The 22,055-nt window shown below is 71.4% G+C and carries 23 protein-coding genes and 1 riboswitch; of the genes, 6 read left to right on the top strand and 17 right to left on the bottom strand.

The window, feature by feature from the left end:
• Positions 1-48 precede the first annotated feature (48 nt).
• The 4 genes from ACQHII_RS46165 to ACQHII_RS46150 all read right to left on the bottom strand — a co-directional run bounded on the left by ACQHII_RS46165 (position 49) and on the right by ACQHII_RS46150 (position 2,740).
• A complete protein-coding gene (locus ACQHII_RS46165) occupies positions 49-1,149 on the bottom strand; it encodes a cation transporter (protein WP_427924917.1) in 1,101 nt (366 codons plus the stop codon).
• Entirely contained in the window at positions 1,149-1,430 is a 282-nt protein-coding gene (locus ACQHII_RS46160; protein WP_427924916.1) for a hypothetical protein, read from the bottom strand. The genes ACQHII_RS46165 and ACQHII_RS46160 overlap by 1 nt, the downstream gene beginning before the upstream one ends.
• Before the next feature lie 191 nt (positions 1,431-1,621).
• A complete protein-coding gene (locus ACQHII_RS46155; protein WP_427924915.1) occupies positions 1,622-2,488 on the bottom strand; it encodes a CbtA family protein in 867 nt (288 codons plus the stop codon).
• Positions 2,489-2,524: 36 nt separating this feature from the next.
• Entirely contained in the window at positions 2,525-2,740 is a 216-nt protein-coding gene (locus ACQHII_RS46150; RefSeq protein ID WP_043260168.1) for a CbtB domain-containing protein, read from the bottom strand.
• A 57-nt stretch (positions 2,741-2,797) separates the two neighbouring features.
• A riboswitch (cobalamin riboswitch) is annotated at positions 2,798-2,870 on the bottom strand.
• Between the two features lie 206 nt (positions 2,871-3,076).
• On the opposite strand from ACQHII_RS46150, the gene ACQHII_RS46145 reads away from it, so the two are divergent.
• Complete coding sequence (locus tag ACQHII_RS46145) at positions 3,077-4,132, top strand: hypothetical protein (protein ID WP_427924914.1); 1,056 nt, start codon at positions 3,077-3,079, stop codon at positions 4,130-4,132.
• Positions 4,133-4,216: 84 nt separating this feature from the next.
• Here ACQHII_RS46145 and ACQHII_RS46140 read toward each other — a convergent pair whose 3' ends face one another.
• A complete protein-coding gene (locus tag ACQHII_RS46140; RefSeq protein ID WP_427924913.1) occupies positions 4,217-5,041 on the bottom strand; it encodes a DUF427 domain-containing protein in 825 nt (274 codons plus the stop codon).
• Positions 5,042-5,177: 136 nt separating this feature from the next.
• Here ACQHII_RS46140 and ACQHII_RS46135 point away from each other — a divergent pair, with 136 nt between their 5' ends.
• Positions 5,178-6,002, top strand: coding sequence for a DUF1684 domain-containing protein (locus ACQHII_RS46135; protein ID WP_427924912.1), 825 nt, complete (start codon positions 5,178-5,180; stop codon positions 6,000-6,002).
• A gap of 120 nt (positions 6,003-6,122) precedes the next feature.
• The gene (locus ACQHII_RS46130) at positions 6,123-7,100 is read left to right on the top strand and encodes an ArsR/SmtB family transcription factor (protein WP_427924911.1); all 978 of its coding nucleotides are present in this window, start codon (positions 6,123-6,125) and stop codon (positions 7,098-7,100) included.
• Between the two features lie 130 nt (positions 7,101-7,230).
• Here the strand turns inward: ACQHII_RS46130 and ACQHII_RS46125 are convergent, their stop codons facing one another.
• On the bottom strand, positions 7,231-8,616 hold the full coding sequence (locus tag ACQHII_RS46125; RefSeq protein WP_427924910.1) for an NtaA/DmoA family FMN-dependent monooxygenase: 1,386 nt from the start codon (positions 8,614-8,616) through the stop codon (positions 7,231-7,233).
• Positions 8,613-9,713, bottom strand: a complete 1,101-nt coding sequence (locus ACQHII_RS46120; protein WP_427924909.1) for an LLM class flavin-dependent oxidoreductase — start codon at positions 9,711-9,713, stop codon at positions 8,613-8,615. The genes ACQHII_RS46125 and ACQHII_RS46120 overlap by 4 nt, the downstream gene beginning before the upstream one ends.
• Positions 9,714-10,170: 457 nt before the next feature.
• Here ACQHII_RS46120 and ACQHII_RS46115 point away from each other — a divergent pair, with 457 nt between their 5' ends.
• Positions 10,171-10,929, top strand: coding sequence for an alpha/beta hydrolase (locus ACQHII_RS46115; RefSeq protein ID WP_427924908.1), 759 nt, complete (start codon positions 10,171-10,173; stop codon positions 10,927-10,929).
• 2 nt (positions 10,930-10,931) lie between these two features.
• On the opposite strand, the gene ACQHII_RS46110 is transcribed toward ACQHII_RS46115, so the two are convergent.
• From ACQHII_RS46110 to ACQHII_RS46100, 3 genes are all read right to left on the bottom strand, one after another.
• Positions 10,932-12,164 (bottom strand): 4-hydroxybenzoate 3-monooxygenase, encoded by a 1,233-nt coding sequence (locus tag ACQHII_RS46110; RefSeq protein ID WP_427924907.1) that lies wholly within the window; start codon positions 12,162-12,164, stop codon positions 10,932-10,934.
• 57 nt (positions 12,165-12,221) lie between these two features.
• Positions 12,222-12,995, bottom strand: a complete 774-nt coding sequence (locus ACQHII_RS46105) for a maleylpyruvate isomerase family mycothiol-dependent enzyme (RefSeq protein ID WP_427924906.1) — start codon at positions 12,993-12,995, stop codon at positions 12,222-12,224.
• An 86-nt stretch (positions 12,996-13,081) separates the two neighbouring features.
• Positions 13,082-13,444, bottom strand: a complete 363-nt coding sequence (locus ACQHII_RS46100) for an STAS domain-containing protein (protein WP_427924905.1) — start codon at positions 13,442-13,444, stop codon at positions 13,082-13,084.
• 170 nt (positions 13,445-13,614) lie between these two features.
• Between ACQHII_RS46100 and ACQHII_RS46095 the strand changes: the two genes are divergently transcribed.
• A complete protein-coding gene (locus ACQHII_RS46095; protein ID WP_427924904.1) occupies positions 13,615-14,112 on the top strand; it encodes an ATP-binding protein in 498 nt (165 codons plus the stop codon).
• 10 nt (positions 14,113-14,122) lie between these two features.
• Here the strand turns inward: ACQHII_RS46095 and ACQHII_RS46090 are convergent, their stop codons facing one another.
• A complete protein-coding gene (locus ACQHII_RS46090; protein ID WP_427924903.1) occupies positions 14,123-14,866 on the bottom strand; it encodes a class I SAM-dependent methyltransferase in 744 nt (247 codons plus the stop codon).
• Between the two features lie 222 nt (positions 14,867-15,088).
• Complete coding sequence (locus ACQHII_RS46085) at positions 15,089-15,574, bottom strand: MarR family transcriptional regulator (protein ID WP_427924902.1); 486 nt, start codon at positions 15,572-15,574, stop codon at positions 15,089-15,091.
• A gap of 98 nt (positions 15,575-15,672) precedes the next feature.
• On the opposite strand from ACQHII_RS46085, the gene ACQHII_RS46080 reads away from it, so the two are divergent.
• Positions 15,673-16,839, top strand: a complete 1,167-nt coding sequence (locus ACQHII_RS46080) for a PP2C family protein-serine/threonine phosphatase (protein ID WP_427925553.1) — start codon at positions 15,673-15,675, stop codon at positions 16,837-16,839.
• Here ACQHII_RS46080 and ACQHII_RS46075 read toward each other — a convergent pair whose 3' ends face one another.
• The 5 genes from ACQHII_RS46075 to ACQHII_RS46055 all read right to left on the bottom strand — a co-directional run bounded on the left by ACQHII_RS46075 (position 16,840) and on the right by ACQHII_RS46055 (position 21,967).
• Complete coding sequence (locus tag ACQHII_RS46075) at positions 16,840-17,307, bottom strand: MarR family winged helix-turn-helix transcriptional regulator (RefSeq protein WP_427924901.1); 468 nt, start codon at positions 17,305-17,307, stop codon at positions 16,840-16,842. It abuts the gene before it with no gap.
• 13 nt (positions 17,308-17,320) lie between these two features.
• Positions 17,321-17,770 carry a response regulator gene (locus tag ACQHII_RS46070; RefSeq protein WP_427924900.1) on the bottom strand — a complete coding sequence of 150 codons (450 nt, stop codon included), beginning with the start codon at positions 17,768-17,770 and terminating at the stop codon, positions 17,321-17,323.
• Positions 17,767-19,380: a sensor histidine kinase gene (locus ACQHII_RS46065; protein ID WP_427924899.1), complete on the bottom strand. Its 1,614-nt coding sequence runs from the start codon at positions 19,378-19,380 to the stop codon at positions 17,767-17,769. Before ACQHII_RS46065 ends, ACQHII_RS46070 begins: the two co-directional genes overlap by 4 nt.
• A gap of 65 nt (positions 19,381-19,445) precedes the next feature.
• Positions 19,446-20,693: a PP2C family protein-serine/threonine phosphatase gene (locus tag ACQHII_RS46060; RefSeq protein ID WP_427924898.1), complete on the bottom strand. Its 1,248-nt coding sequence runs from the start codon at positions 20,691-20,693 to the stop codon at positions 19,446-19,448.
• Between the two features lie 254 nt (positions 20,694-20,947).
• The gene (locus ACQHII_RS46055) at positions 20,948-21,967 is read right to left on the bottom strand and encodes a Ppx/GppA family phosphatase (protein WP_427924897.1); all 1,020 of its coding nucleotides are present in this window, start codon (positions 21,965-21,967) and stop codon (positions 20,948-20,950) included.
• Positions 21,968-22,055 lie beyond the last annotated feature (88 nt).

Raw genomic sequence — 22,055 nt, 5'->3', positions numbered from 1 at the left:
ACTCATGTCACACGGTGGCATGGGGAACTCGATGACTGTTCCGGACGACTACTGGAGCGAGACGCTGTCGGGACGCACGACCACGGCGGGCACCGTGACCCGCCCGCTGCGCCGGAACTCGAAGGTGACGGGCACGAGGTCGCCGGAACGCCACTGTCCCGAGGCCGCGGAGACCGTCAGGCCGACGCCGCTCAGCGACATGGCGAGGCTGTCGCCCGCCGCGATGCCGACGGAGTCGATCGTGGTGTCGTAGGCCGCGTCCCCTTCGGTCATACGGTGCCGGGAGAGGGCGATGCCACCGGGGGCGCCGGGTGAAGCCACCCGTATCAGGCAGTCGGCGGAGCCGCCTTCGTTGGCGACGCGGAAGTACGCCGACGTCTCGGCGGCTCCGGTTGACGGCAGCACGAGGCGTCCGTCGGTGACGCGGATACGCGCCGGGGTTCCGGCCTTGCCCGTGCTCGTCCATGCGGTCGGACCCGCCAGGGCCACCGCGCACGCGGCGAGGGGCACCAGGGCGGCGAGTGCGGCGTGCGCCGTCCCGTCCGACGCGGACGGCAGCAGGCTGAACGGCATCCGCATCCCGGGGTCGCCCGCTCCCCCGAGGAACAGCGCGTACGCCGACCAGGAGAAGGAGGCCACGACGCCCAGCGAGACGAGCGTGTCCATGGTGGCCATGGAATGCCGCAGCCCCCGTACCGCCCGGGCGTGGAAGGGCCAGGCGCTCCACACCGCGACCGGGGCGGCCAGCGCGAAACACAGCCACTGCCAGTTGCGGAACTGAAGGGCCGGCACCATCGAGAGCACCAGGACCGGCACGGCGAGCAGCGCGGTGACGAGGAGCCGTTCGCATTCCTGCCGGGCGGCGGCGTCCGAAGTATCCGCGTGCGCCACCCCCTCCTCCTCGCGAGCGGGTGGCGCGGGAAGGGCGGCCCGGTATCCGGCCTGCTCGACGGCGGCAACGAGATCCTCCGCCGGAACGTACTCCGGGTGGCTGACCCGGGCCAGCCCGGTGGCCAGGTTCACCGTCGCGGTGACGCCGTCCAGCTTGGCGAGCTTCTTCTCCACCCTGCGGACGCAGGCCGCGCAGGTCATTCCGCCGACGGTAATGTCGGTCGTGACCATCAGGCTCGTCACCGGTTCGCCCGCCATCACTCACCGGTCCCGTGCATCCAGGGCATGTCCTGCATGCCACCACCGCTCTCTCCAGAGCCGCCGTCTCCCCCGCCGCCGGTACCGGTGCTCCCGGTACTCCCGGCGCTCCCTGTCCCGTGCGTGCCGGGCGCCACCGGTCCGGCGGCCGAGCCGACGGCGTACGGCACCGAGAACACCAACGCGAGCAGCAGCAGGAAGCCGCACAACGCAGGCGGCGGCAGCGGCAGTCTGCGGGGCGTCACACCCACGAGAGGCGAAGACTGTGGGAACTCGGCCATGCCCGGCCTTCCTGATCGCATCGAACCGTCCTGCCAAGCAGGGCAGTTGAAGCCACACCGCTCCAGTAGTCGGCAAGGTGGAGGGCCGAGTTCCGATGCCTGTCCATGACGTAGGTCACAGGGGAAGGCGTACAAAAGACAGACCGAGCGCGGTGATCTCCTCGATCACCGCGCTCGTCGTGGGGAGTTGGTCAGGCCGGGACGGGGTCCGGCTCCTTCGACGGGGTGGTGGAGTCCGGGCGCGCGGGCTGGAGGAGGCGTTCGGCGAGCGGGGCGAAGATCAGGCCGAGGGCCGTCCAGAGGATGAGCTGTGCGGCGACGGAGTAGAAGCGGAAGTAGAACAGCACGTCGGCCGGGAAGCCCGGGTAGACGATCGTGCCCTTCGGGTCCTTCAGCGGCAGCGGTGTCTCGGTGGCCTGGTTGCCGAAGTTGGCCTTGTTGTACGAGAGATGGCCGAGCTGCGGCAGAAGCAGCATGACGATCCCGATGGCGACGGCGAAGGCGGCACCGGCGAGAAGTGTGGCGTTCCAGTTGCCGAAGCGGGCCTGGAGGCGCTTGCCGAGATAGACGGCGCCCGCGAGGAAGGCGACGGAGCACACGACCATGATCAGGTACAGGGCGCTGCGCTGCTGGATGGTCTCCTCGTGGCCGATCGCGGGCGGGTTGGCCGGGTACTTCAGGAACGGCACCAGGTACATGCCGAGGAACCCGCCGCCGGCGACGAGAAGCGCCAGGCTGCGCGGCCGCAGACCGCCGGTGCGGCCCAGGCAGACGGCGTAGGCGACGGCGAAGAGGGCGCCCATCGCCATGCCGAAGAGGATCATGCCGGCGCCTATGCCGACGTTGGCCTGGATGGTGCGGCTGAACAGTTCGTGTTCGTGGCCGTCGACGGGCATGCCCGCCGCCTTGTCCAGGGCGTTCTGAGCGGCGTCACGGCCACTCTCGTAGTCGATGGCCTTCGCGATCTGCGGTTCGGCGAATATCCGCGCGAACACGAACGCGAGCAGGCCCGCTACTGCGCCGGCGAGGACGCCGCGCAGTATGAGCTTCTTTTCCATGTCGAGTTGTCCGAACGTCCAGGTGCCGGCGGAGGGTCAGTGGCAGGGGAAGCCGAGGAAGTGGCGGGCGTCGTGGACGAACTCGTGGACGTGCATGTCGTTTCCGAACACCGACACGGCGCCCTGGTCGACACCGACGAAGTAGTAGACGGCCAGCGCGATCAGCGCGGTGCCGACCAGCCAGACGATCGACTTCGAGATCGGCAGGACGACCGGCGTGGACACCGGACGGGATGTGGAAATGCTGCTCAAGGTGAGCCCTCCTTCGGGATCGTGCGTCCCTTGCGTGTACGGGCGAGTGAGGGCTCAGTGTCTGACTCGCCCACCACCTCCGGTGGCGGGCTCACAGTGGCGCGACCGTGCTGGAATTCCACCAGCTTCCTTATGCCATCACTACAGGAGGAGCGTACGGCGCGGCTCTCCGGACCGTCAATCAGGCCTGCGCCGGGACCAGCGGCCCGCGGGCGTCACACGGGTGGCGCAATCGCGTGGCGGCGCGGACGGCAGGCGCTTACTACTGGACAGGATCAGCTGGTTCATCGCGCTTCGGGGGGCGATAGCAGCATCACCCTCTTCATGGAGCCGAGCATGACCACCCGCTCTTTCCCGCCCAGCCCGGACCAACCCGACATAGCAAACGACAGAGCGGCCCACCCGCTCGCGCTGCACAGCCTGGTGCACGCCGCTGTCACCGACCGGCCGTTGGAAGAGGTTCTCCAGCTCATCACGTTGCTGGAGCAGTCACCGAAGTACGCGCAGGCCACCGTCGACGCCCTGCGGGCGATCGGTGTGGACCGGTCCATCGAGGATGTGACGCGCCTGGTGACCCTGCTGACGCAGCCGCCGCGCCATCCCGACTCCGCCGACGAGACGATCCGCGCGGCAGCGGAGTCCCGTCCCGTGGAGGACGTCACCCGGCTGATGGCCCTGCTGCACCGGGCCCCGCTGGAGCCGCACTGCGGCGAGGAGGCGATACGGGCCGCGGCCGGCCGGCCCGTCGAGGAACTCGCCCAGTTGATCGGCCGCTTGGCCGAGGAACAGGACACACCCGTCCGGGCCTCGGGACCGGCGTTGGATCGGTCCAACGCTCCGGACGCTGCCGAGGCGGAGGCAACCGGACGAGTCCCCACCGACACACACGAGCCGGAGCACCCGGGCGACCGTCCGGCTCGCCGACGCCGTCCCCGGCCTGCGCGTACGGCGCCACGCCGCGCCGAACTCCCGGTCTGGCCGCGGCTGTTCGCGGCGGGAGCGCTCGTCCTGTGCGGGCTGTCCTACTTCCCGCTGCACCGGGACGGGGCCTCCGGCGCCGCCTACGGTCTCGCGCTCGGGGTCTCGATCCTGTGCGTGCTGCTGGCACCGGCGCTGGTCCTCCACGGTGGGCTGCCCGTAGTCGCCGTCTCCACGGTGGTGCCGGCGGCGTTGGCGGCGATCCAGCTGTTCGACGGACTGTTCCACTCCACGCGGCTGTCCCAGGCGCTGCGGATCACCGCCGCGCCGCCCTGGCTGGCGGGGCTGATGGCCGCCCTCGCCGCGCTGGCGGCACTCACGGCCCTGCTCGCGCTGCTCACTTCACGGAGGTTCAGCAGGCGGCTCGCGCTTCCCGACCGCGCGCTGGCCGAGGCGCACCAGTCGTCTGACTAGCATCGGCCACCGTCGTACAACAGCCTCCGCTCAGCCGGAGCGGAGGCTCAACGGGCGGTGGTGCCAAGCCTGTTGACGACACCGTCAGGTCGACGACCGCCCCGAAAGTGCCTCGGTGAAGGGAGTGACGGGGCGTTCCAGGGTTTCGCCGTCCACGGTGATGTCGACCGCCTCGTTGTAGAAGGCGAGCAGGTCCTTCACCGCGCCGACCGCGGGCAGTGGCTGCGGATAGCTCCAGACGATGTTCGGCGGCACGCCATGGCCGCCGGACTCGCCGCGCCACGACCAGTACGCGGCGGTTCCCTTGTAGGGGCACCCGGTGCTGTGGTCGGTCGGTTCGAAGAGGTCCAGGCGGACGTCCTCGCGTGGGATGTAGTACCGGGTCGGCAGGCCGGTCTCGAAGACGAGGACCGGACGGTGGGTGTCGGCGACGACCGTGCCGTCGATCGCGACCCGGACGTGGCGGCTGCTGGGGAGGGCGTCCACCCGTTTGTGCGGGTCGCGGGGGTGGATGAAGATCTCTTCCTCCTCCTCGTACCAGTGGTCGAGGCCGCGTCCGACCCGCCGGAACCACTCGAAGGCGATGTATCCGGCCAGGTCCTGCGCGGGGAAGGTCCAGGCGGCGTTCTCCACCGACTCGCCGTCGACTTCGAGGTCGTAGAAGACGCGTGAACCCGTATGGGTGCCGGTCCGGGGGTTCTTCGCGGGGCGGAGCAGGTCCTCGCGGACCTCGTGGTGCGGGAAGGCGTAGAGCGGTACCGGGACTCCCGGCTCCCAGACGAGGACGGGGTGCCTGCTGTCGACGACGGTGACATCGCCCTTCAGGCCGCGGACCCGGCGTGGGCTCGGTTCCCACAGCAGTCCCTCGGGTGTGGTCCTGACGTCTCGCGCGGTGGGGAACGTGCTCATGACCGTTTCTCCTCCTCGGGCTCGACCATCTGGACACAAAGCTGTCACACACGGCCGGAATCCGCCGCCGGGTGGCCGGGGTTGGCACTGGTACGACCCGTTTCGAGGCCGGGCCTCGTGCTACGAAGGAGTGATCGTGACCGTTGACCTCACTGCGACGGATCTGCAGGCCTTCACCCAGGAATGGCTGGAGTGGTACCGCGGTCAGGAGGAGCGGCTCGCCGCCCCGCACGGATTCCTGGCGATCACCGGACTGCACTGGCTCGACGACCGGCCGCAGCGGTTCCCGGACGCGCCGGGCGCCTGGTGGACCGACGCCGACGGCGTGGCCGTAGTCCTCGACGAGGGTGAGGAACTCGTCGTGGGCGGCACGCCCGTGCGGGGTGAGCACCGCTTCGGTGTGCTGCCCGAGCGGGGCGGTGTCGACGCGGTGTGGGGAGACGCCGTGATCGAGGTGGCCCGGCGCGGCGGGTACGACATCGTGCGGCCCCGGCACCCGGACGCGCCGCTGCGCACCGCCTTCGCCGGTACCCCGGCCTACGCGCCGGATCCCCGCTGGGTGGTGCGGGGACGGTACACGGCCTTCGAGACTCCGCGTCCGACGACCGTGGGCGCGGCAGTGGAGGGATTGGAGCATGTGTACGACGCTCCGGGCCGGGTCGACTTCGAGTTGGACGGGCATCCGCTGGCGCTGACCGCGTTTCCCGGGCGTGGGCCGGGCAGTCTGCTGGTCCTCTTCACGGACGCCACCTCCGGGGTGACGACGTACGCCGCCAACCGGGTCCTCTCGCTCGCTCCGCCCGCCGCCGACGGCACGGTCGTCCTGGACTTCAACCGCGCGGCCAACTTCCCCTGCGCCTATACGGACTTGGCGACCTGCCCCCTGCCGCCGACGGAGAACCGCCTGCCGGTGGCCGTCGAAGCGGGGCAGAAGATTCCGCGTGAGCGGGGTGGGATCTGAAGCCCGGCGTCACAACCAAGCGCGCCTCTCAGTCGTCCCCATGAGTGGCGCGCCGGCTTTTTGTGCGGCCGTGACCCCCCACCGATCACGCGCACTGACCACGCGCGGGAATGAGGTCGCATGCTCCGAATTCACTTCACCTCACGGGATCTGCAGAGCATCCGGGTCGCCCGCCAGCCTCATGCGCTGTGGGAACTCGTGTGCGGTGTCTGCCGGTTGGACAGCCGGCAGGGGGCGCTCGAATTCGGGCACTGGCGTCGTTCGGTGCGCGACCGGCTGGCCGAGGACCCGCGGGCCGGGCGGGCCCTGTCGCCGTTGCGGACGCTGATTCCCGCGGTGGGCTACATCCCCGACTTCCTCACGCCCTCCGTCACGGGAGGCGGTCTGGCCGGCGGCCTCGAGGAGGTACGGGCCACCTCCCGCACCCGGTTGACCCGTGAGCTGTCCCGGCTCGCCGAGTCGCGTCCGCTGCCGTCGTGGGTCTCCACCCTCGACCGGCCGGGCACCAAGGCGCTGGGGGCGTTGACGCGGGCCCTGGAACTGTCCTGCGGAACCCTGCTCGAACCGTACTTGCCCCGCGTCCAGGCCGCCGTCGGCGACGATGTCGAACTGCGCGCCCGCGCGCTCCTCGACGGCGGTACCACGGCCCTCCTCAACAGTCTGCGCCCGCACGCCCGTTGGCACGATCCGGTGCTTGAGGTGGACTATCCCGTCGACCGCGATTTGCACCTGGAGGGGCGGGGCCTGCTGCTCGTCCCGTCCTACTTCTGCTGGCGCAGGCCCACCGCCCTCGCGGACCCCACGCTCGGGCCGGTGCTCGTCTACCCGGTCGCCAAACAGCCCCTGGAGATCGTCCGGGAGAGCAAGGACGGGCTGGAGCGACTGCTCGGCCGTACCCGGACGGCCGTACTGGCGCATCTGGCCCGCCATGGCGCGCGGACCACGTCGGAGGTGGCCTCGGCGGCCAACATCGCGCTGCCCAGCGCGAGTTACCAGCTCGGGGTGCTGCGCGACGGAGGTCTGATCGCCAGCCACCGGGACGGCCAGTTCGTACGGCACTCGGCGACTCCGCTGGGCCTGCGCCTGCTGGATCGGTGACTCACCCCCGCTGAGATCATTTAGAGCGCTTTCGAATTCATTGCCCCATGATTCCCGCACGGCGAGGGTTTGGGCGACGGCACGCGGCGGCCACCGTACACAGGGGGACGGTGGCCGCCGCGGCCGTGGGTCAGTTCGCCTGCCCGCGGTGCGTGAGCGGTTCACGCAGGCCGAGGTGTTCGCGCAGGGTCGTGCCGGTGTACTCGGTGCGGTAGACACCGCGTTCCTGGAGCGCGGGGACGAGCAGGTCGACGATGTCGTCCAGGCCGTCGGGGATCAGATACGGCGTGACGTTGAAGCCGTCCACGGCGCCGTGCCGGACGTAGTGGGCGAACTTGTCCGCCAGGCCCTGCGGGGTGCCGACATGGCCGCGCTGGGGGCCGAGCGCGATGACGGTCTCGCGCAGCGACCAGCGGTTGGCGTCGGCCTTCTCCCGCCATTCGGCGACGACTTGGCGCGGATCGGCGATGCGCCGCGCTCCGAAGGAGCCGTCGTTCTCGGCGACGACCGGGTCCTCCTTGGGCAGCGGCCCGTCGGCGTCGCGGCCCGAGAGGTCGATGCCCCAGATGAGTCCGGCGATGCCCAACGCCGTTGCCGGAGTGACCTGTTGGAGACGGATCCAGCGCTTCTTCTCCAGGGCCTCCTCCTCCGTGGCGCCGATGATGATCTCGGTGCCCGGGAGGATGCGCAGATCGTCCTCGGGACGGCCGGCGGAGCGCAGTCGGGCCCGCAGGTCGTCGGCGAAGGCGAGCGCGTCGTCGAAGTCGTTGCCGTGCGCGGAGAAGACGACATCGGCGTTGCGGGCGGCGAAGTCGCGGCCCTCGCCGGAGTCCCCGGCCTGGAAGATCACCGGGTGTCCCTGGGCGCTGCGCGGCAGGGTGGGGGCGAGGTCGACGTCGAACTGCGGTCCCCGGTGGCGGACTTGGCGTACGGCGCCGGGTGCCGCCCAGGCCGGTGCGTCGGCCGAGTCGGAGACGGCCGCGTCCGTCCAGCCGTCCCAGAGGGCGCGGGCGACGGTCAGGAACTCCTCGGCGCGCCGGTAGCGGTCGGCGTGGTCGAGGTAGCCGCCGCGCCGGAAGTTGGCGCCGGTCCAGGCGTTGTCGGTGGTCACCACGTTCCAGCCGGCGCGGCCCTCGGAGAGCAGGTCGAGGCCGGAGAGGCGGCGGGCGAGGTCGGCGGGTTCGTTGAAGGTGGTGTTGGAGGTGCTGACCAGACCGATCCGGTCGGTGACGGCGGCCAGCGCGGCGAGTTGGGTGATGGCGTCGGGCCGTCCGGCCACGTCGAGGTCGTGGATCTGTCCGTCGACCTCGCGCAGCCGCAGCCCCTCCCCCAGGAAGAACGCGTCGAACAGGCCGCGTTCGGCGGTCCGGGCGACGCGCCGGAAGTTGGCGGGGTCGATCTGGGAACCGCTGGCCGGGTCGGACCAGACGGTCCAGTGGTTGACGCCCTGGAAGAAGACGCCGAGGTGGAGCTGGGCGTCCGGGCGGGGGACGTCGAGGGGGTCGGTGCGGGTCATCGGGCTTCCTCCTGGACGGCCGCGGCGGCGTACCGGTTCGCGGGCCGGTCGAGGCCCAGGTGGGTGCGCAGGGTCGCGGCGGGCAGGGGCCGTACGGCGTGCCGTCGTTCGAAGAGGTGGGGCAGGACGAGCCGGGAGAGTTCCGGGAGGTCCTCGTCGAGGACCAGCGGGTGCAGCCGGACCCCGTCCACCACTCCCCTCAACTCCCCCAGCAGCAGGGCGAGTCCGGCGGCCGAGCCGATGTGGCGCAGCCGTCCCCGGTCGAGCCAGGCCGCGCGGCGTTCGAGGTCGGCGACGCGTTCCTCGGCGGTGGCGTGGGCGGTGTCGAGGGCGATCTCGATCTCGGCGAAGGCGAGGGGTGTTCCGGCGCCGGCCGCGCCCGAGGCGACGGCGGCGAGGTCGCGGCCCTCGACGAGGGCGACGTCGAGCTGCCCGGCGGGTACGCGGTCGGAGTGGCCGAGCACGACGAGCTGGCCCTGCGGCGGTCGCGGCACGATCGCCGGGCCCTTGACCGTGTAGGTGTCTCCGGTGAAGTCGACGTAGTGCAGTCGCTCGCGGTCGAGGTAGCGGCTGGTGGCGACGGAGCGGATGACCGCGTCGTCCTCCCAGGAGTCCCACAGCGCGCGGACGACCTCGACGCCGTCCCGCGACTCGCGGGCGCGGGCCGCGGCCCCCTCGACGAGCGGGCGCCCCCACACGGAGGCGGCCTCGGCACGCGTCTCCTCGCTCACCACCCACCCGGCACGTCCGACCGAGATGTGGTCCAGGGACGCCAACTGGCTGGAGACATGGAACGGTTCGGCGTAGGTGAGCGGCACGACCGGCGCGACACCCACGACACTCGTCGACGCGGCGACGAACGCGGCGCGCTCCACCGCGCCGATCCGGCCGACCACGTCCGGGCCGATGCCGGGCGGGAGGGCGCCGTCGTCCAGGGTGAGCAGGGTGAACCCGGCGTTCTCCGCGTCGGCGGCGACACGGGCCACCCGGCGCGGGCTCAGCAGGTGGTCGGGCGAGTGGGCGGCGCGGCGCCAGGCCGCGGGATGGGCGCCGTCGCCGTCGATTTCGAGGGCGAGCCGCAGAGCGGAGCCGGACATGGGAGTTCCTTCCGAGAACGCGTCGAGACGGACGGCCCGTGGGGCCGACATGGGTCAGGGGCGTACGGAAGGACAGACGGCGGAGGCGGTACGGCAGTAGTCGACATGCCGGCGAATGATCAGCCGCGCACCCGGGACGGCACCGCGAGGTGCGGCGTCACGTGCGCACATGGGGCCTCCACCCGTCCGGGAGCGATCGCCTCAACCTTCGTCGCCGGTCCCGGAAGATGTCAAGAACATTAGATGTACGTGCATGCGGCAGCGGCTCGACGAAATGCGGTGGCCGCACGGACGAGGGGGCTGCTAGCTTGCCGTAGGCCGTGAACGCACGCGAGGAGGTGAGACCCATGAACGCAGTAACCAGGTGGGTGCTCCCCCTCTTCTCCACGGTTGGGCCAGCGACCTAGAGGTCGCCGGGAGCGCCGCACGACAAGGCGATCCCGAAAGGCAACACCCCATGAACTCACCGCACTTCCACTTCACCGCGGAGACGACGTCGAACGGCGTCATCGAGCACGACTTCACCATGGGTGAGGTCACCGGCGCCCTCTGGTCGCCGGAAACCGGTGCCGACCGCGCGCCCCTGGTCCTGATGGGGCACGGCGGCAGCAACCACCGGAAGTCCCCCGCCATGACGGGCCGCGCCCGACTCCTCCTGGCTCACGGCGGTTTCCACGTCGCCGTCATCGACGCACCCGGCCACGGCGGCCGCCCCCGCACAGCACACGACGAGCGGGAGATCGCCGCGATGCAGAAGGCGATGGCGGCCGGCGAACCCGTCGGCGAGATCGTCGTCCGCTACAACGGCCACCTCGCGGAGCGCGCCGTACCGGAGTGGCGGGCCGCCCTCGACGCCCTCCAGGAACTGCCCGAGATCGGCGCCGAAGGGCCCGTCGGCTACTACGGCCTGAACATGGGCACCGCGATCGGCATCCCGCTGACCGCGGCCGAACCCCGCATCACCGCCGCCGTGTTCGGCCTCTTCTGGTACGACGACGCCCTCGCCGAGTCGGCCCGGCGCATCACCGTTCCGGTCGAGTTCGCCCTCCAGTGGGACGACGAGCACATCCCGCGCCCGTCCGGTCTCGCGCTGTTCGACGCCTTCGCCTCGAAGGAGAAGTCACTGCACGTCAACTCGGGCGCCCACAAGGAGCTGCCGAGGTTCGAGGCGGACAGCGCGGTGAGGTTCTTAGTACGGCAGCTGCGCCGCTGCTGACCTCAGCGCGACGGCCCCGCGCTCTCTCCGAACTCCAGCCCTGTCATGAGTTCGGAGAAGGCGCCGGCCGCCCCCGGGGCCGTGAAGAGCCGGTCGAGCCGGGCGCGGGCCAGGCCGCGCCGGAAGGGGCCGGAGCCCGTCGCGTCACCCGCGTCGTGGAGCATGCCGGTCATCCAGTGGGAGAACTCCTGGTCGTTCCATACACGGCGAAGACAGCGCTCCGAGTAGGTGCGCAGGGCCGTGTCGTCGTGGTCCTGGACGGAGTCCCGTACGGCCCGGGCGAAGAGATCGGCGTCGTAGAGCGCGAGGTTCATGCCCTTGCCGCCCATCGGCGAGACGATGTGCGCCGCGTCGCCGACGAGGTGGAGGCGGCCGTACTGCATCGGGTCGTGGACCAGGCTGCGGAGCCGGAAGATCTCGCGGTCGGTGATCGGGCCGGAGACGAGGGCCGGGTCGCCGAGCCGGGTGCGCAGGGCGTCCCAGACCCGGTCGTCGGGCCAGGCGTCGGGGTGGTCGTCCGGCGGGCACTGGAGGTAGTAGCGGCTGGTGTACGGGCCGCGCGGGAAGTGCGCGGCGAAGCCCTGCGGGCTGACGGCCAGCAGTGGGTGGGCCGGGGGCGGGGCGTCGGCGAGGACCGTCAGCCAGCCGATCCCGTGGTCGAAGGCGTACGGCGTGAGGGCCCCGTCGGGGACGGAGGTACGGCTGATGCCGTGCTCGCCGTCGCAGCCCGCGACGAAGTCGCAGGTAAGGGTGCGGAGTTCACCGCCCGCGGTGCGGTAGCGGACGGTGGGGTGGTCGCCGGTCAGGTCGTGCAGGGTGACGTCGGCGGCCTCGAAGCGCAGGTCGCCGCCGTTCGCGAGGTACTCGGCGGTGAGCTTCTGGACCAGCATCTGCTGGGGGCAGAGGCGGGCGGTCGGGCCTTCGGAGCCGTCGTAGTCCGAGACGAGATGGGGTTCGCCGTCGACGCGGAGTTCCAGGATCCCCTGGTGCGGGACACCGCCCAGGACGCGGTCGGCGAGCCCCCAGGAGTCGAACATGCGCACCGCGCGGGTCTCGACGATGCCGGCCCGCTGGCGCTGTGCCACGTACTCGCGGGTCCGGCGTTCGAGGACGACGCAGTCGACGCCGCTGCGCTGCAACAGGTTCGCGACGGTCATTCCGGCCGGGCCGGCGCCGATCACCACCACGGTCGTGGACTCCGGCACCTGGCTCAACTCCCGCGTAATGTCGGCCACTTGACCACCTCCGGGAGCACCCTAGCCGAGCGGATCCCGCGAGCGGAGGGCGTTGTGCTACGCCCCCGGGACCCAGGCGATGAGCTGGTCGAAGATTCGTTGCTCGCCGTCGATCTTCAGGGGTTCGACGTAGGTACGGCCGTACATGAAGAGGACCAGTTCTCCGGCCGTGGCCCGGGCGGAGACGTGGGCGGTGTCGGCGGGAATCGGCGCGGACGCGGGGATGGGCGTGGCCCGCGCTCCGGCGGCGGAGAGTTCGAGGCGCCAGGACCGGCCCTCGGTGGCGTGGTAGTCGACGGTGGCGGGGTCGTGCGGCCAGGCGCTCGTCGTCGCGTTGCAGGTGAACACGAACTCCTCGACACCGTCCAGCGCCGCCTCCTCGGGGAGCGGCTGCGGGTCGCCGGCGGTGAGCTGGGCGTCGTAGGTGTGCACCGTGGCCTCCTGGACCTGGTGCCGGGCGACGGCACCGGAGGTCTCCGGGGACTGCGAGTCGGCCCACCATGTCCAGCAGCCCCGATCCGGGCCGAACTCCCGCAGTGCGCCCAGCAGTTGCCGTGTCGACTCGGCCGACCAGGCGAGCAGGGCCTCGCGCTCCCGGGGTACTTCCGAGGCGGCGGGGGTCGCCCGGCTGTCGGCGGGCCCGGCGGCGACGACGGCGGCCCAGCGACGGTGCACGGTGCCCAGGTGCTGCACCAGGTCGAACAGAGTCCAGTCGGGGCAGGTCGGCACCTGTGCGTCGAGGCTGGACGCGGCGGCGACCGCGGCCCGGAACGCCGTCGACCGTTCGTCGATCAGCCGCAGCAGGTCCGCGAATTCGAGAGTCTTCGTCACGCCGGATGTCTATCACCGCGCTCCGCCGGCAGGCCAACGATTATCCCGGCCCACCTGCGGAGAGGCGCGCAGTGCTGCCCCGACGCTCAGTGCGCGAGGGCCTGTTGGACCGTCGGGTAGCAGTCGACGACTCCGTCGATGCCGACGAGTTGGATGACACGCAGCACGGAGGGGGCGGTCCCGGCCAGTCGCAGCCAGCCGCCCGCCTCGGCGAGCGTCTGGTGGACGGCGAGGAGGATGTTGATGCCGCTGGAGTCCATGAAGGTGACCTGGCGCAGGTCGAGGACGACGTGCGGTGCGACCCCGTCCGGCAGGTCCAGCGCCTCCCTCAGCGAACCGGCCGTCTGGTGGTCGATCTCTCCGGCCAGGGTCACGACGAAGCTGCCGTCGACGACCTCGGTCCTGACCGTCAACTGCCCTGGCTGGCCCGGCTGTTCGGTGTCCACCATCTGTCCTCATACACGAGTCGTCGAGCGCTGCGGAACAGGATGCCATCCGAAGTGCTGCCCCGCATCGTACGGTTGATGCCCGCGTCCGGTGGAGCCGACGGAAATCCACGGAGTGGGTGGTGCCTCACGGGGTATGCGCGGGGCACGCAGAAGGCGGTGAAACGATCCGGATGGAACCAGACTCTTCGGAGGACGACGACACGGCGCCGCAGGCCAGGGCCGGGACTCTGCCCATACGGTCCACCGTGACACTGGACGGGGACGGCTCCTGCATCGCCGAGGCCCGGCAGCTGGCCGCGATGTTCCTCGTGCGGGCACGGACCGAGTACGGACTCCCGGTGTCGGCCCGCGCCATGGATCTCACGCAGCTGGTGGTCAGCGAGCTGGTCACCAACGCCCGCAAGTACGCGCCCGGCCCGGTGCTGATGGATCTGCGGATCGTCGACGCCCTGGTCGAGGTGCAGGTCTGGGACTCCGATCCGGTGCTGCCGGTCGCCCGTGCCGCCGACGCCCAACGGGTGGGCCAGCACGGTCTGGAGATCGTACGGGCCGTCGCGCGCGGCTTCGAAGCGCGGCGCGAACCGGTGGGCAAGCGCATCACCGCGCGCATCGCGCTGACGGACGGCGCGGACCCGGACGGCACCGGCGGCGGCCCGCTCCGCACCTGAGCCGGGAAAGTCAGGGCGTGGCCGGGACCCGGTAGACGGAGACATGAGACGTCGACTCGGCGGTGAACTCGGACTCCTCCCAGTCCGCGTGTCTCGACTCCAGTTCGAAGCCCGCCAGTTGGGCCATGAGGTCGAGTTCGGCCGGCCAGATGTAGCGGTGCGGGCTGAGCGCGAGCCGTGCCTGCCCGGCCCCGTCCAGCCGGAAGTGGTGCGACACGACGTGCTGGTTGAGGACGTCGTAGGTGTCCAGGGCGATGTAGTCGGGGTCGGTCCGCCAGACGGTGGCGCGCTGGCCCGGCGGCAGTTTGCGCAGCTCGGGTACCCAGAGCTCGATCACGAACCGGCCGCCCGGCGCGAGGTGGCGGGCGGCGTTGCGGAAGCACTCGACCTGCTCGGCCTGGGTGAGCAGGTTCGAGACGGTGTTGTAGACGAGGTAGACCAGGCTGTACGTCCCGGGGACGACCGTGGTCGTCATGTCGCCGATCGTCACGGGGATCGTCGCCTCGTCCGCCTTGGTCCGCAGCCGCTCCACCATCGGGCGTGACAACTCGATGCCGGTGACGGGGACTCCGCGCTCGGCGAGCGGCACGGCGACCCGGCCGGTGCCGATGGCGAACTCGAGTGCCGCGCCCTCCCCCGCGAGTCGCGCGAGTCGCTCCACGGTCGGCCCCAGCGTCTCGGGGGCGAACATGCCGGTGCCGGGGGTGTCGTACCGCCCGGCGGTGTCCGCGTCCCAGATCTTCTCCTGCTGCATTCCGCCAACGCTCGCTTCCGGAGGCCGAGTTGTCCAACGAATTCCTCCTCGCCTTCGCCGGCGGCGGATGGCGTCGCCGTCGCGCAGCGTGACGTATCCCTCAGGGACGAGATGTCTGGCTTCGCCGGACGCGGGCACCCGTGAGCAGGCAAGGAACCGTACGCTCCGCCCGACGACCTGAGGTGAGCCATGCCCGAGGAGATCGAGAATCCGGCGGCCCGGTCACGCGGTGCGGCTGTCCGCGGGCTCGTCGTGGTCGTGGATCCGCACCGACGCCACCGCGCAGAACGCCTCAAGACCGGTGAGCAGCGCGTCGCGCCCGGCGGCCGGCATCTGTGCCAGCACCGCGCCCAGCGCCTGTTCCCGTCGGGCTCGCAGGTCCAACAGGAAGGCCCGCCCCGGACCGCTGAGGTACAGGCGCACCTCGCGCCGGTCCGTGGGACTCACCTCGCGGTCGACGAACCCGGCGGCCTGCAACCGGTCGCAGAGGCGGCTGGTCGACGGCGGGGTCGAGGCGAGGTGGTCGGCGAGGGTGCGCAGGTTGATGCCCTCGTGGTGTTCCAGGATGAACAGGACTCGTAGCTGCGAGGCGGACGCGGGCGCGGTCGAGGCGCGTCCCCACAGGACTTCCAGCAGTTCCGCGGCCGTGGAGGTGACGCGTGCGACCTCGGCGGGTTCGGGGCGGGGGTGGATGGACGTCACGGTCACACTCTCGCAGGCACAGGGACGGGAGCCAGCGTACTAGGGGCCTGTCCGAGGCATTCTTCGAAGGAGAGATCGGCATATCCGTGATCGAGAACAGACTCATGGCCGTCGAGCGGGCGCTGCGTACGGCGGCTCCCCACGAACTTCCCGACGTGGTCGGCCGGGAACTGGTCCGGCGGTACGCGGCGGACTCCGTGGACCTGCTCGTGGCCGACTACGGCCTGACCGTGCTGCAACGCGTCACCGACCTGCCGCACACCCTGCCGCCGGTCTCCGTGCACAACACCCCCGCGGGCCGCGCCTTCGGAGCGCAGGAGCCCTTCGTGGAGGGGAACTTCGGGGACGGCAGCGTGTGTGTCCATCTTCCGGTCAGTGTGCGCGGGGACCGTCTCGGCGTACTCTCGGTGACCATGCCCGGCGGCGAGCACGTACGCGCGTGTCTGCCCGAACTGACGGAGCTGGCCGAGGTGTTGGGGCACGAGGTGCTGGTGGCCGAGCGCGACACGGACCTGTATCTGCGGGCCCGGCGCAAGGACCGGCTCACGCTGGCCGCGGAGATGCAGTGGCAGTTGCTGCCCGGCCGCTCGTGCTCCCGCGCCGAGTTCGACCTCGGGGCGCAGCTGGAGCCCGCCTACGCGATCCACGGCGACAACTTCGACTGGTCCGCCACGGCCGACCGCCTCGCGCTCTACGTCTCGAACGGCATGGGCGAGGGCATCGAGGCCTCGCTGCTGACGAACCTGACGGTCAACGCCCTGCGCAACGCCCGCCGGGCGGGCATCCCGCTCGCCGATCAGGCGGCCCTCGCGGACCAGGCGGTGTACGCCCACTACCGGGGGCGTAGCCACATGTCCGTGTTGATGTTCGACTTCGAACTCACCACCGGGCGGGCGCGGGTGGTGGACGCCGGATCGCCGCGGACGCTGCGGCTGCGCGACGGGGTGGTGGAACGGATCGTCTTCGACGAGCAGTTGCCGCTGGGCATGTTCGAGGAGACCGACTACGTCGAGCAGGACTTCGGGGTCGAGCCCGGGGACCGGATCCTCTTCGTCAGCGACGGGGTGCACGCCGTCGCCTCGCCCGGGGGTGAGGCGTACGGGGACGCGGCGCTGGCGCGGGCGATCCAGCGCACGAGGCTGCTGCCCGCCGCGGACGTGCCCAGGGCCGTACTGCGCGAACTGACCGGTCACCGTGGCACGCCGACCCCCGACGACGATGCCTTGGTGGTGTGCCTGGACTGGCGGGGACGCGAGCCCGCGGCATCGTGATCAACGGCCGTCAGCGGGAGGCCGGTTCTGTTGTGCCAGGGCGAACGCCCGCAGGCCGCGCTCCAGCCCCGCGCGGTCGTCCGGCTCCATGGCCTCCACGACCGATGCCAGCGCCCGGGACCTGAGTGCGGCGACCTCCGCGAGGATGTCGCGTCCGTACGCGGTGAGACCCAGCCGTACTTCCCGGCGGTCGTGGGGTGCCGTGTCCCTGAGCAGCAGGCCGGCCGCCTCAAGCCGGTCGCAGAGCCGGCTCACCGTGGGCAGTCCGGCGTCGAGCCGGTCCGCCAGCGCGGTCAGGTTCGCGCCCGGTGTGTCCTCCAGGGCGTGCAGAGCGCGCAGTTGATACGGCGAGAGACGTACCGACGCCTCGGCTGCCGCCGTGGTCCACAGTTCGGTCAGGCCGTCCACGGCATCGGTGACCCGGCCCGCGACCGGGCCCGTGCCGTCCGGCTCCCTCTGCGTCGACACCGGTCCCGGCGTCTCAGCCGGGGCGCTGGGGCAGGCGGACCACCTGCACGAAGAAGTCGTCGATCTGCCGGACCGCGGCGATGAACTGGTCCAGGTCGACCGGCTTGGTGACATAGGCGTTGGCGTGCAGCTTGTAGCTGCGGAGGATGTCCTCCTCGGCCGATGAGGTGGTCAGGACGACGACGGGGATGTGCGCCAGCTCCGGATCCGACTTGATCTTCTCCAGGACCTGACGGCCGTCGTACTTCGGCAGGTTGAGGTCGAGCAGGATGAGGTCGGGCTGCGGGGCACCGGTGTGCGCGCCGCGCCGGTAGAGGAAGTCGAGGGCCTCCTCGCCGTCCCGGACGACGTGGAGGGTGTTGCCGATCTTGTTGTCCTCGAAGGCTTCCCGGGTCATCAGCTCGTCGCCCGGATCGTCCTCGACGAGGAGGACGTCGATCGGGGTGGCGTCGGGGAGGGTCATGTCAGGGCCTTCTGGTCGTCGGTGGAGGTGTCCATGGGGGTGGTTTCCTCGGCGGAGGGGAGTGTGAAGCAGAAGCGGGTGCCCTCGCCGACCGTGCTGTCGATCCAGATCCGGCCGCCGTGGTGTTCGACGATCTTCTTGCACAGGGCGAGTCCGATGCCGGTGCCGCCGTAGGCGTCGCGGCTGTGCAGCCGCTGGAAGATGACGAAGACCTTGTCGGTGAACTCCTCGGGGATGCCGATGCCGTTGTCGGTGACGCACAGGCGCCACATCTCGGGGTCCTCCGGGTCGGTGTCACAGGTGACGGTCACGTGCGGGGCGCGGTCCGGGTGGCGGAACTTGAGGGCGTTGCCCACGAGGTTCTGCCAGAGCATGGTCAGCAGCGTCGGGTCGCCGACGGTCTCGGGCAGGGTCTCGGGCCGGTCGATCCGGGCGTCCGACTCCTCGACGGCCGCCGCGAGGTTCCGCAGCGCCTTGTCCAGCGCCGGGTCGAGACCGGCCTTCTCCCGGGTGTCGTCGAGGCGCCCGACGCGGGAGAAGGTGAGCAGGTCGTTGATGAGCACCTGCATGCGTTTGGCGCCGTCGACGGCGAAGTCGATGTACTGGAGCCCTCGTTCGTCCAGCTTGTCCCCGTACCGCTTCTCCAGCAGCTGGCAGAACGAGGCGACCTTGCGCAGCGGCTCCTGCAGATCGTGCGAGGCGACATAGGCGAACTGCTCCAACTCGGCGTTGGACCGGCGCAGTTCGACGGCCTGGGCGTCCAGCTCGTCGGCCTGGCGGCCGAGTACCTCCTCCTTCTCGCGGGAGGCGTCGAGTGCGGCGACGATCCGTCTGCGCATGCCCTCGACGGCTCCGGCCACCGCTGTGAGGTCGGCGGGCCCGTCCCCGGTGATGCGGTGCGCGAAGTCTCCGGCCGCGACCCGTTCCGACGCCGTGCTCAGCGCCTCCATGGGCCGGGTCACCAGCAGTCGTACGAGGACGGCGAGGGCGACGCCGGTGAGCAGGAAGGCGGCGACCATGCCGCTCAGGACGGTGTCGCGCACCGTCCGCTGGTGGGCGAGGTGGGCCCGGCCCTCCTTCACGGCCCGCGCGAGATCGGTGTTCTGGGTCGCCCAGAGGGTGCGCAGCCGGTCGAACCGGTGCTTGCCGCCGTCGAGGGTGCTCTGGTCGACGGCGTGCGGGCGGCCGGGGGTGACGGCGGCGGCCAGGGGTTCGGCGTAGGTCCGCCGCCAGTCGGCCGCCCCGCGCTCCACCGCCCGCAGATCGGCGAGCAGTCGGGGCCGGTCGCGGAGCTGTTCGCGCAGCCTGGCCGCCGAGTGTGCCTCGTCATGCTTGCCTGTGGTGTACGGGGCGAGGAACTGCTTGTCGGCGGCGATCGCGTAGCCGCGGATGCCGGTCTCCTGGTTGACCAGGGCGGCCTGTAGCCGGTACGCCTCGGTCTGGGCGGGCTGCACCCGCTGGAGCAGGTCGTCGGTGACGTCGGCCGTGCGGCTCAGCAGGTTCGCGCCGATCGCGGTGCCGATCACCACCAGCAGCACCATGAGCGACAGCGCGAGGAAGAACCACCCCTGCACCGTGAGCCGGCGCCCGATCCCTGTTCCGCCCGCCATGTCCCTCACCGTTCGTCTCGTCGCGGCACCCTCTCGTCCCACCTGCTCGTTTCCGGCGCGGTGAATCACTTCCGGGGCGGGTTGTCCCATGTCCAGTGCAGGTGCAGCACGGCCACGTCGTCCGCCAGGCCGCCCCGGGTCTCGGCCAGGGCCTCGGCGCGGGCGATCAGTTCGTCGACGAACGGCTCCGGGGCCAGTGCGGCCCGCTCCCGGGCGAGTCGCAGCAGTCCGTCCTCCCCCAGGCGCTCGGAGCCCCGGCCGACGTGCCCCTCGAAGAGTCCGTCGGTGAACAGGACCACGGCCGCGCCCGCCGGTACGGAGAGGTCCGCGACCGGCCAGTCCGCGAGTCCGGGCAGCACGCCCAGTGCCGGACCGCCGGGCACCTCCACCCACTCCACACCGCCGCCGTCCCGCATCAGCAGTCCGTGGTGCCCGGCCCGCACCACCCGGGCCGTGCGCTCGCCGGGCGCGGCGGTGAGACAGACGAGGGTGGCGAAGACCTCGCCGCGGACGCGCTCGGCGACGAGGAGTTCCTCCAGCCGGGCCACCTGTTCGGCGCCCGTGACACCGCTGAGCACCAGCGTGCGCCAGGCGATCCGCAGCGCGACACCGAGGGCGGCCTCGTCGGGGCCGTGCCCGGAGACATCACCGACCACCGCGTGGACCGTGCCGTCGACGCTCTGCACGATGTCGTAGAAGTCGCCGCCGAGCAGCGCCTGCGCACGTCCGGGGCGGTACCGGGCGACCGCTTCCACGCCCTCGCCGCGCAGCAGGGGCCTGGGCAGCAGCCCACGCTCCAGGCGGGCGTTCTCCTGGGCCTGCATACGGCTGGACTGGAGGGCGACGGCCGCCCGCTCGGCCTGCTTGCGCTGGATCGCGTAGCGCACCGCGCGTCCGAACAGGCCCGGTTCGACGCGGCCCTTGAGCAGGTAGTCCTGCGCGCCGGCGGCGACGGCGGCGAGTCCGGTCTCCTCCTCGGCGAGTCCGGTGAGGACCACGACAGCGGCGCGTTCGGCGCCCGCCCGTACCCGGGAGAGTGCCTCCAGCCCGTGGGCGTCCGGCAGATGGAGATCCAGCAGGACGCAGTCGGGTACGTCGGCCGCGAGCGCCTCGGCGGCCTCGGCCATGGACCGCACCCACCGCAGCCGTATCTTCAGCGCGCTGTCGGCGACCAGTTCCTCCACCAGCAGCGCGTCACCCGCGTCGTCCTCGACCAGCAGGACGGAGGGCTGCCAGGCCACCCAGGCCTCGGGCCCGGCCCCTTCGCCGCCCACCGACAGCAGGTCGTCGGCCCGTGGCCGTGGCACCACCATGGCCCTGCCCTCCCCACCGCGTCGACTCCCGCGAACTTAGTTGCCATAAGACAACAGTCGAGAGCATAGCGGTACGCCGGGACGTCCCGTACACGGTGGGCGGGGCCGGGACCGGAACCGTCCAACGCACCCCGCGTCCAGCGCTGCTGAGGGTACGACCAGCCGCCGGAAATCGGCGCGGAACCGCCTCCTTCGTCGCCGAACCGTACGCGGATCGGCACCAAGCGGCGGTCGGGCCAACGGAGTTCGGGCCGTCAGCCGTCCGCGGTCGTCGGCCCCGGTGCGATACGCAGGGCGGCCCGTCCCACTGGTTCCGCGTCGGCGCTACGGCGGGTCAGCTCGGTCCACCACGCACCGCCGTCCTCGATGTACCGCAGCAGAATTCCCTCGCGGATGCCCCAGGGGCAGACGGTGACGGACTTGATGCCCGTCAGCTTCATCACCGTGTGCCCGACCACGGCTCCGGCCAGGCTCTGCGCGGCGCGTGGCGCCGAGACACCGGGGAGCAGGGCCCGTTCGGACGCCGCGAGGGCGGCCAGCCTGTCGAGGCCCACGCGCAGCTCCGACCGCACCAACCTCCGTTCCACGAAGGGACCTTGACGACCGGGCGCGGCACCGCAGAGTCGGGCGAGCTGCTGAAAAGTGCGTGATGTCACCACCGTGGTCCGTGGCCCTTCCCAGCGGATCCGCGCCGCCACGTCCCGCAGTTGGTGCCGTACCTCGCGGCGCATCGCCTTGACCGTCTGCTCGGTCGGCCGGTCCTGGGCGGGGAGGAAGTCCCGGGTCAGCCGGCCCGCGCCGAGCGGGAGCGACGCCACGAAGTCCGGCAGCCGGCCGCGTCCGAACGCGGCCTCGAAGGAGCCGCCCCCGATGTCGAACAGGGCGAGCGGCCCGGCCCGCCAGCCCATCCAGCGGCGGGCGCCGAGAAACGTGAGCTCGCCCTCCAACTCCCCCGGCAGCGTGGACAGTCGTATCCCTGTCTCCTCATGCACCGAGCGCAGCACGTCGAGCCGGTTGGGCGCGCCACGCACGACCGCCGTCGCGAAGGCGAGCGGCCCGGCCGCGCCCCAGTGCCGGGCGGTCTCCTCGGCGGCCGACACCGCCTTCACGAGCTGGCGTACGGCCTCCTCGGGGATCTCCCCCTGCGGCCCGACGCGTTCGGAGAGCCGCAGCTTCCACTTGGCCGTGTGCACCGGCAACGGCACACCGTCTCCGACATCCGCCACCACGAGCCGAACCGTGTTCGATCCCACGTCAACCACACTCATCCGCATGAGCCGGTGAGTACCCAGGGTGAGCGCCGCCAGTCGTGATCTGCGGGAGTGGTCAGGGGTAATGACGGATGGGCCACGAAGTGCCAAG

The sequence above is a fragment of the Streptomyces sp. cg40 genome (assembly GCF_050320165.1).
Taxonomy (GTDB): domain Bacteria; phylum Actinomycetota; class Actinomycetes; order Streptomycetales; family Streptomycetaceae; genus Streptomyces; species Streptomyces hokutonensis.
The sequence above is the reverse complement of the archived record's forward strand: the minus strand, read 5'-3'. Positions and strand labels throughout refer to the sequence as shown.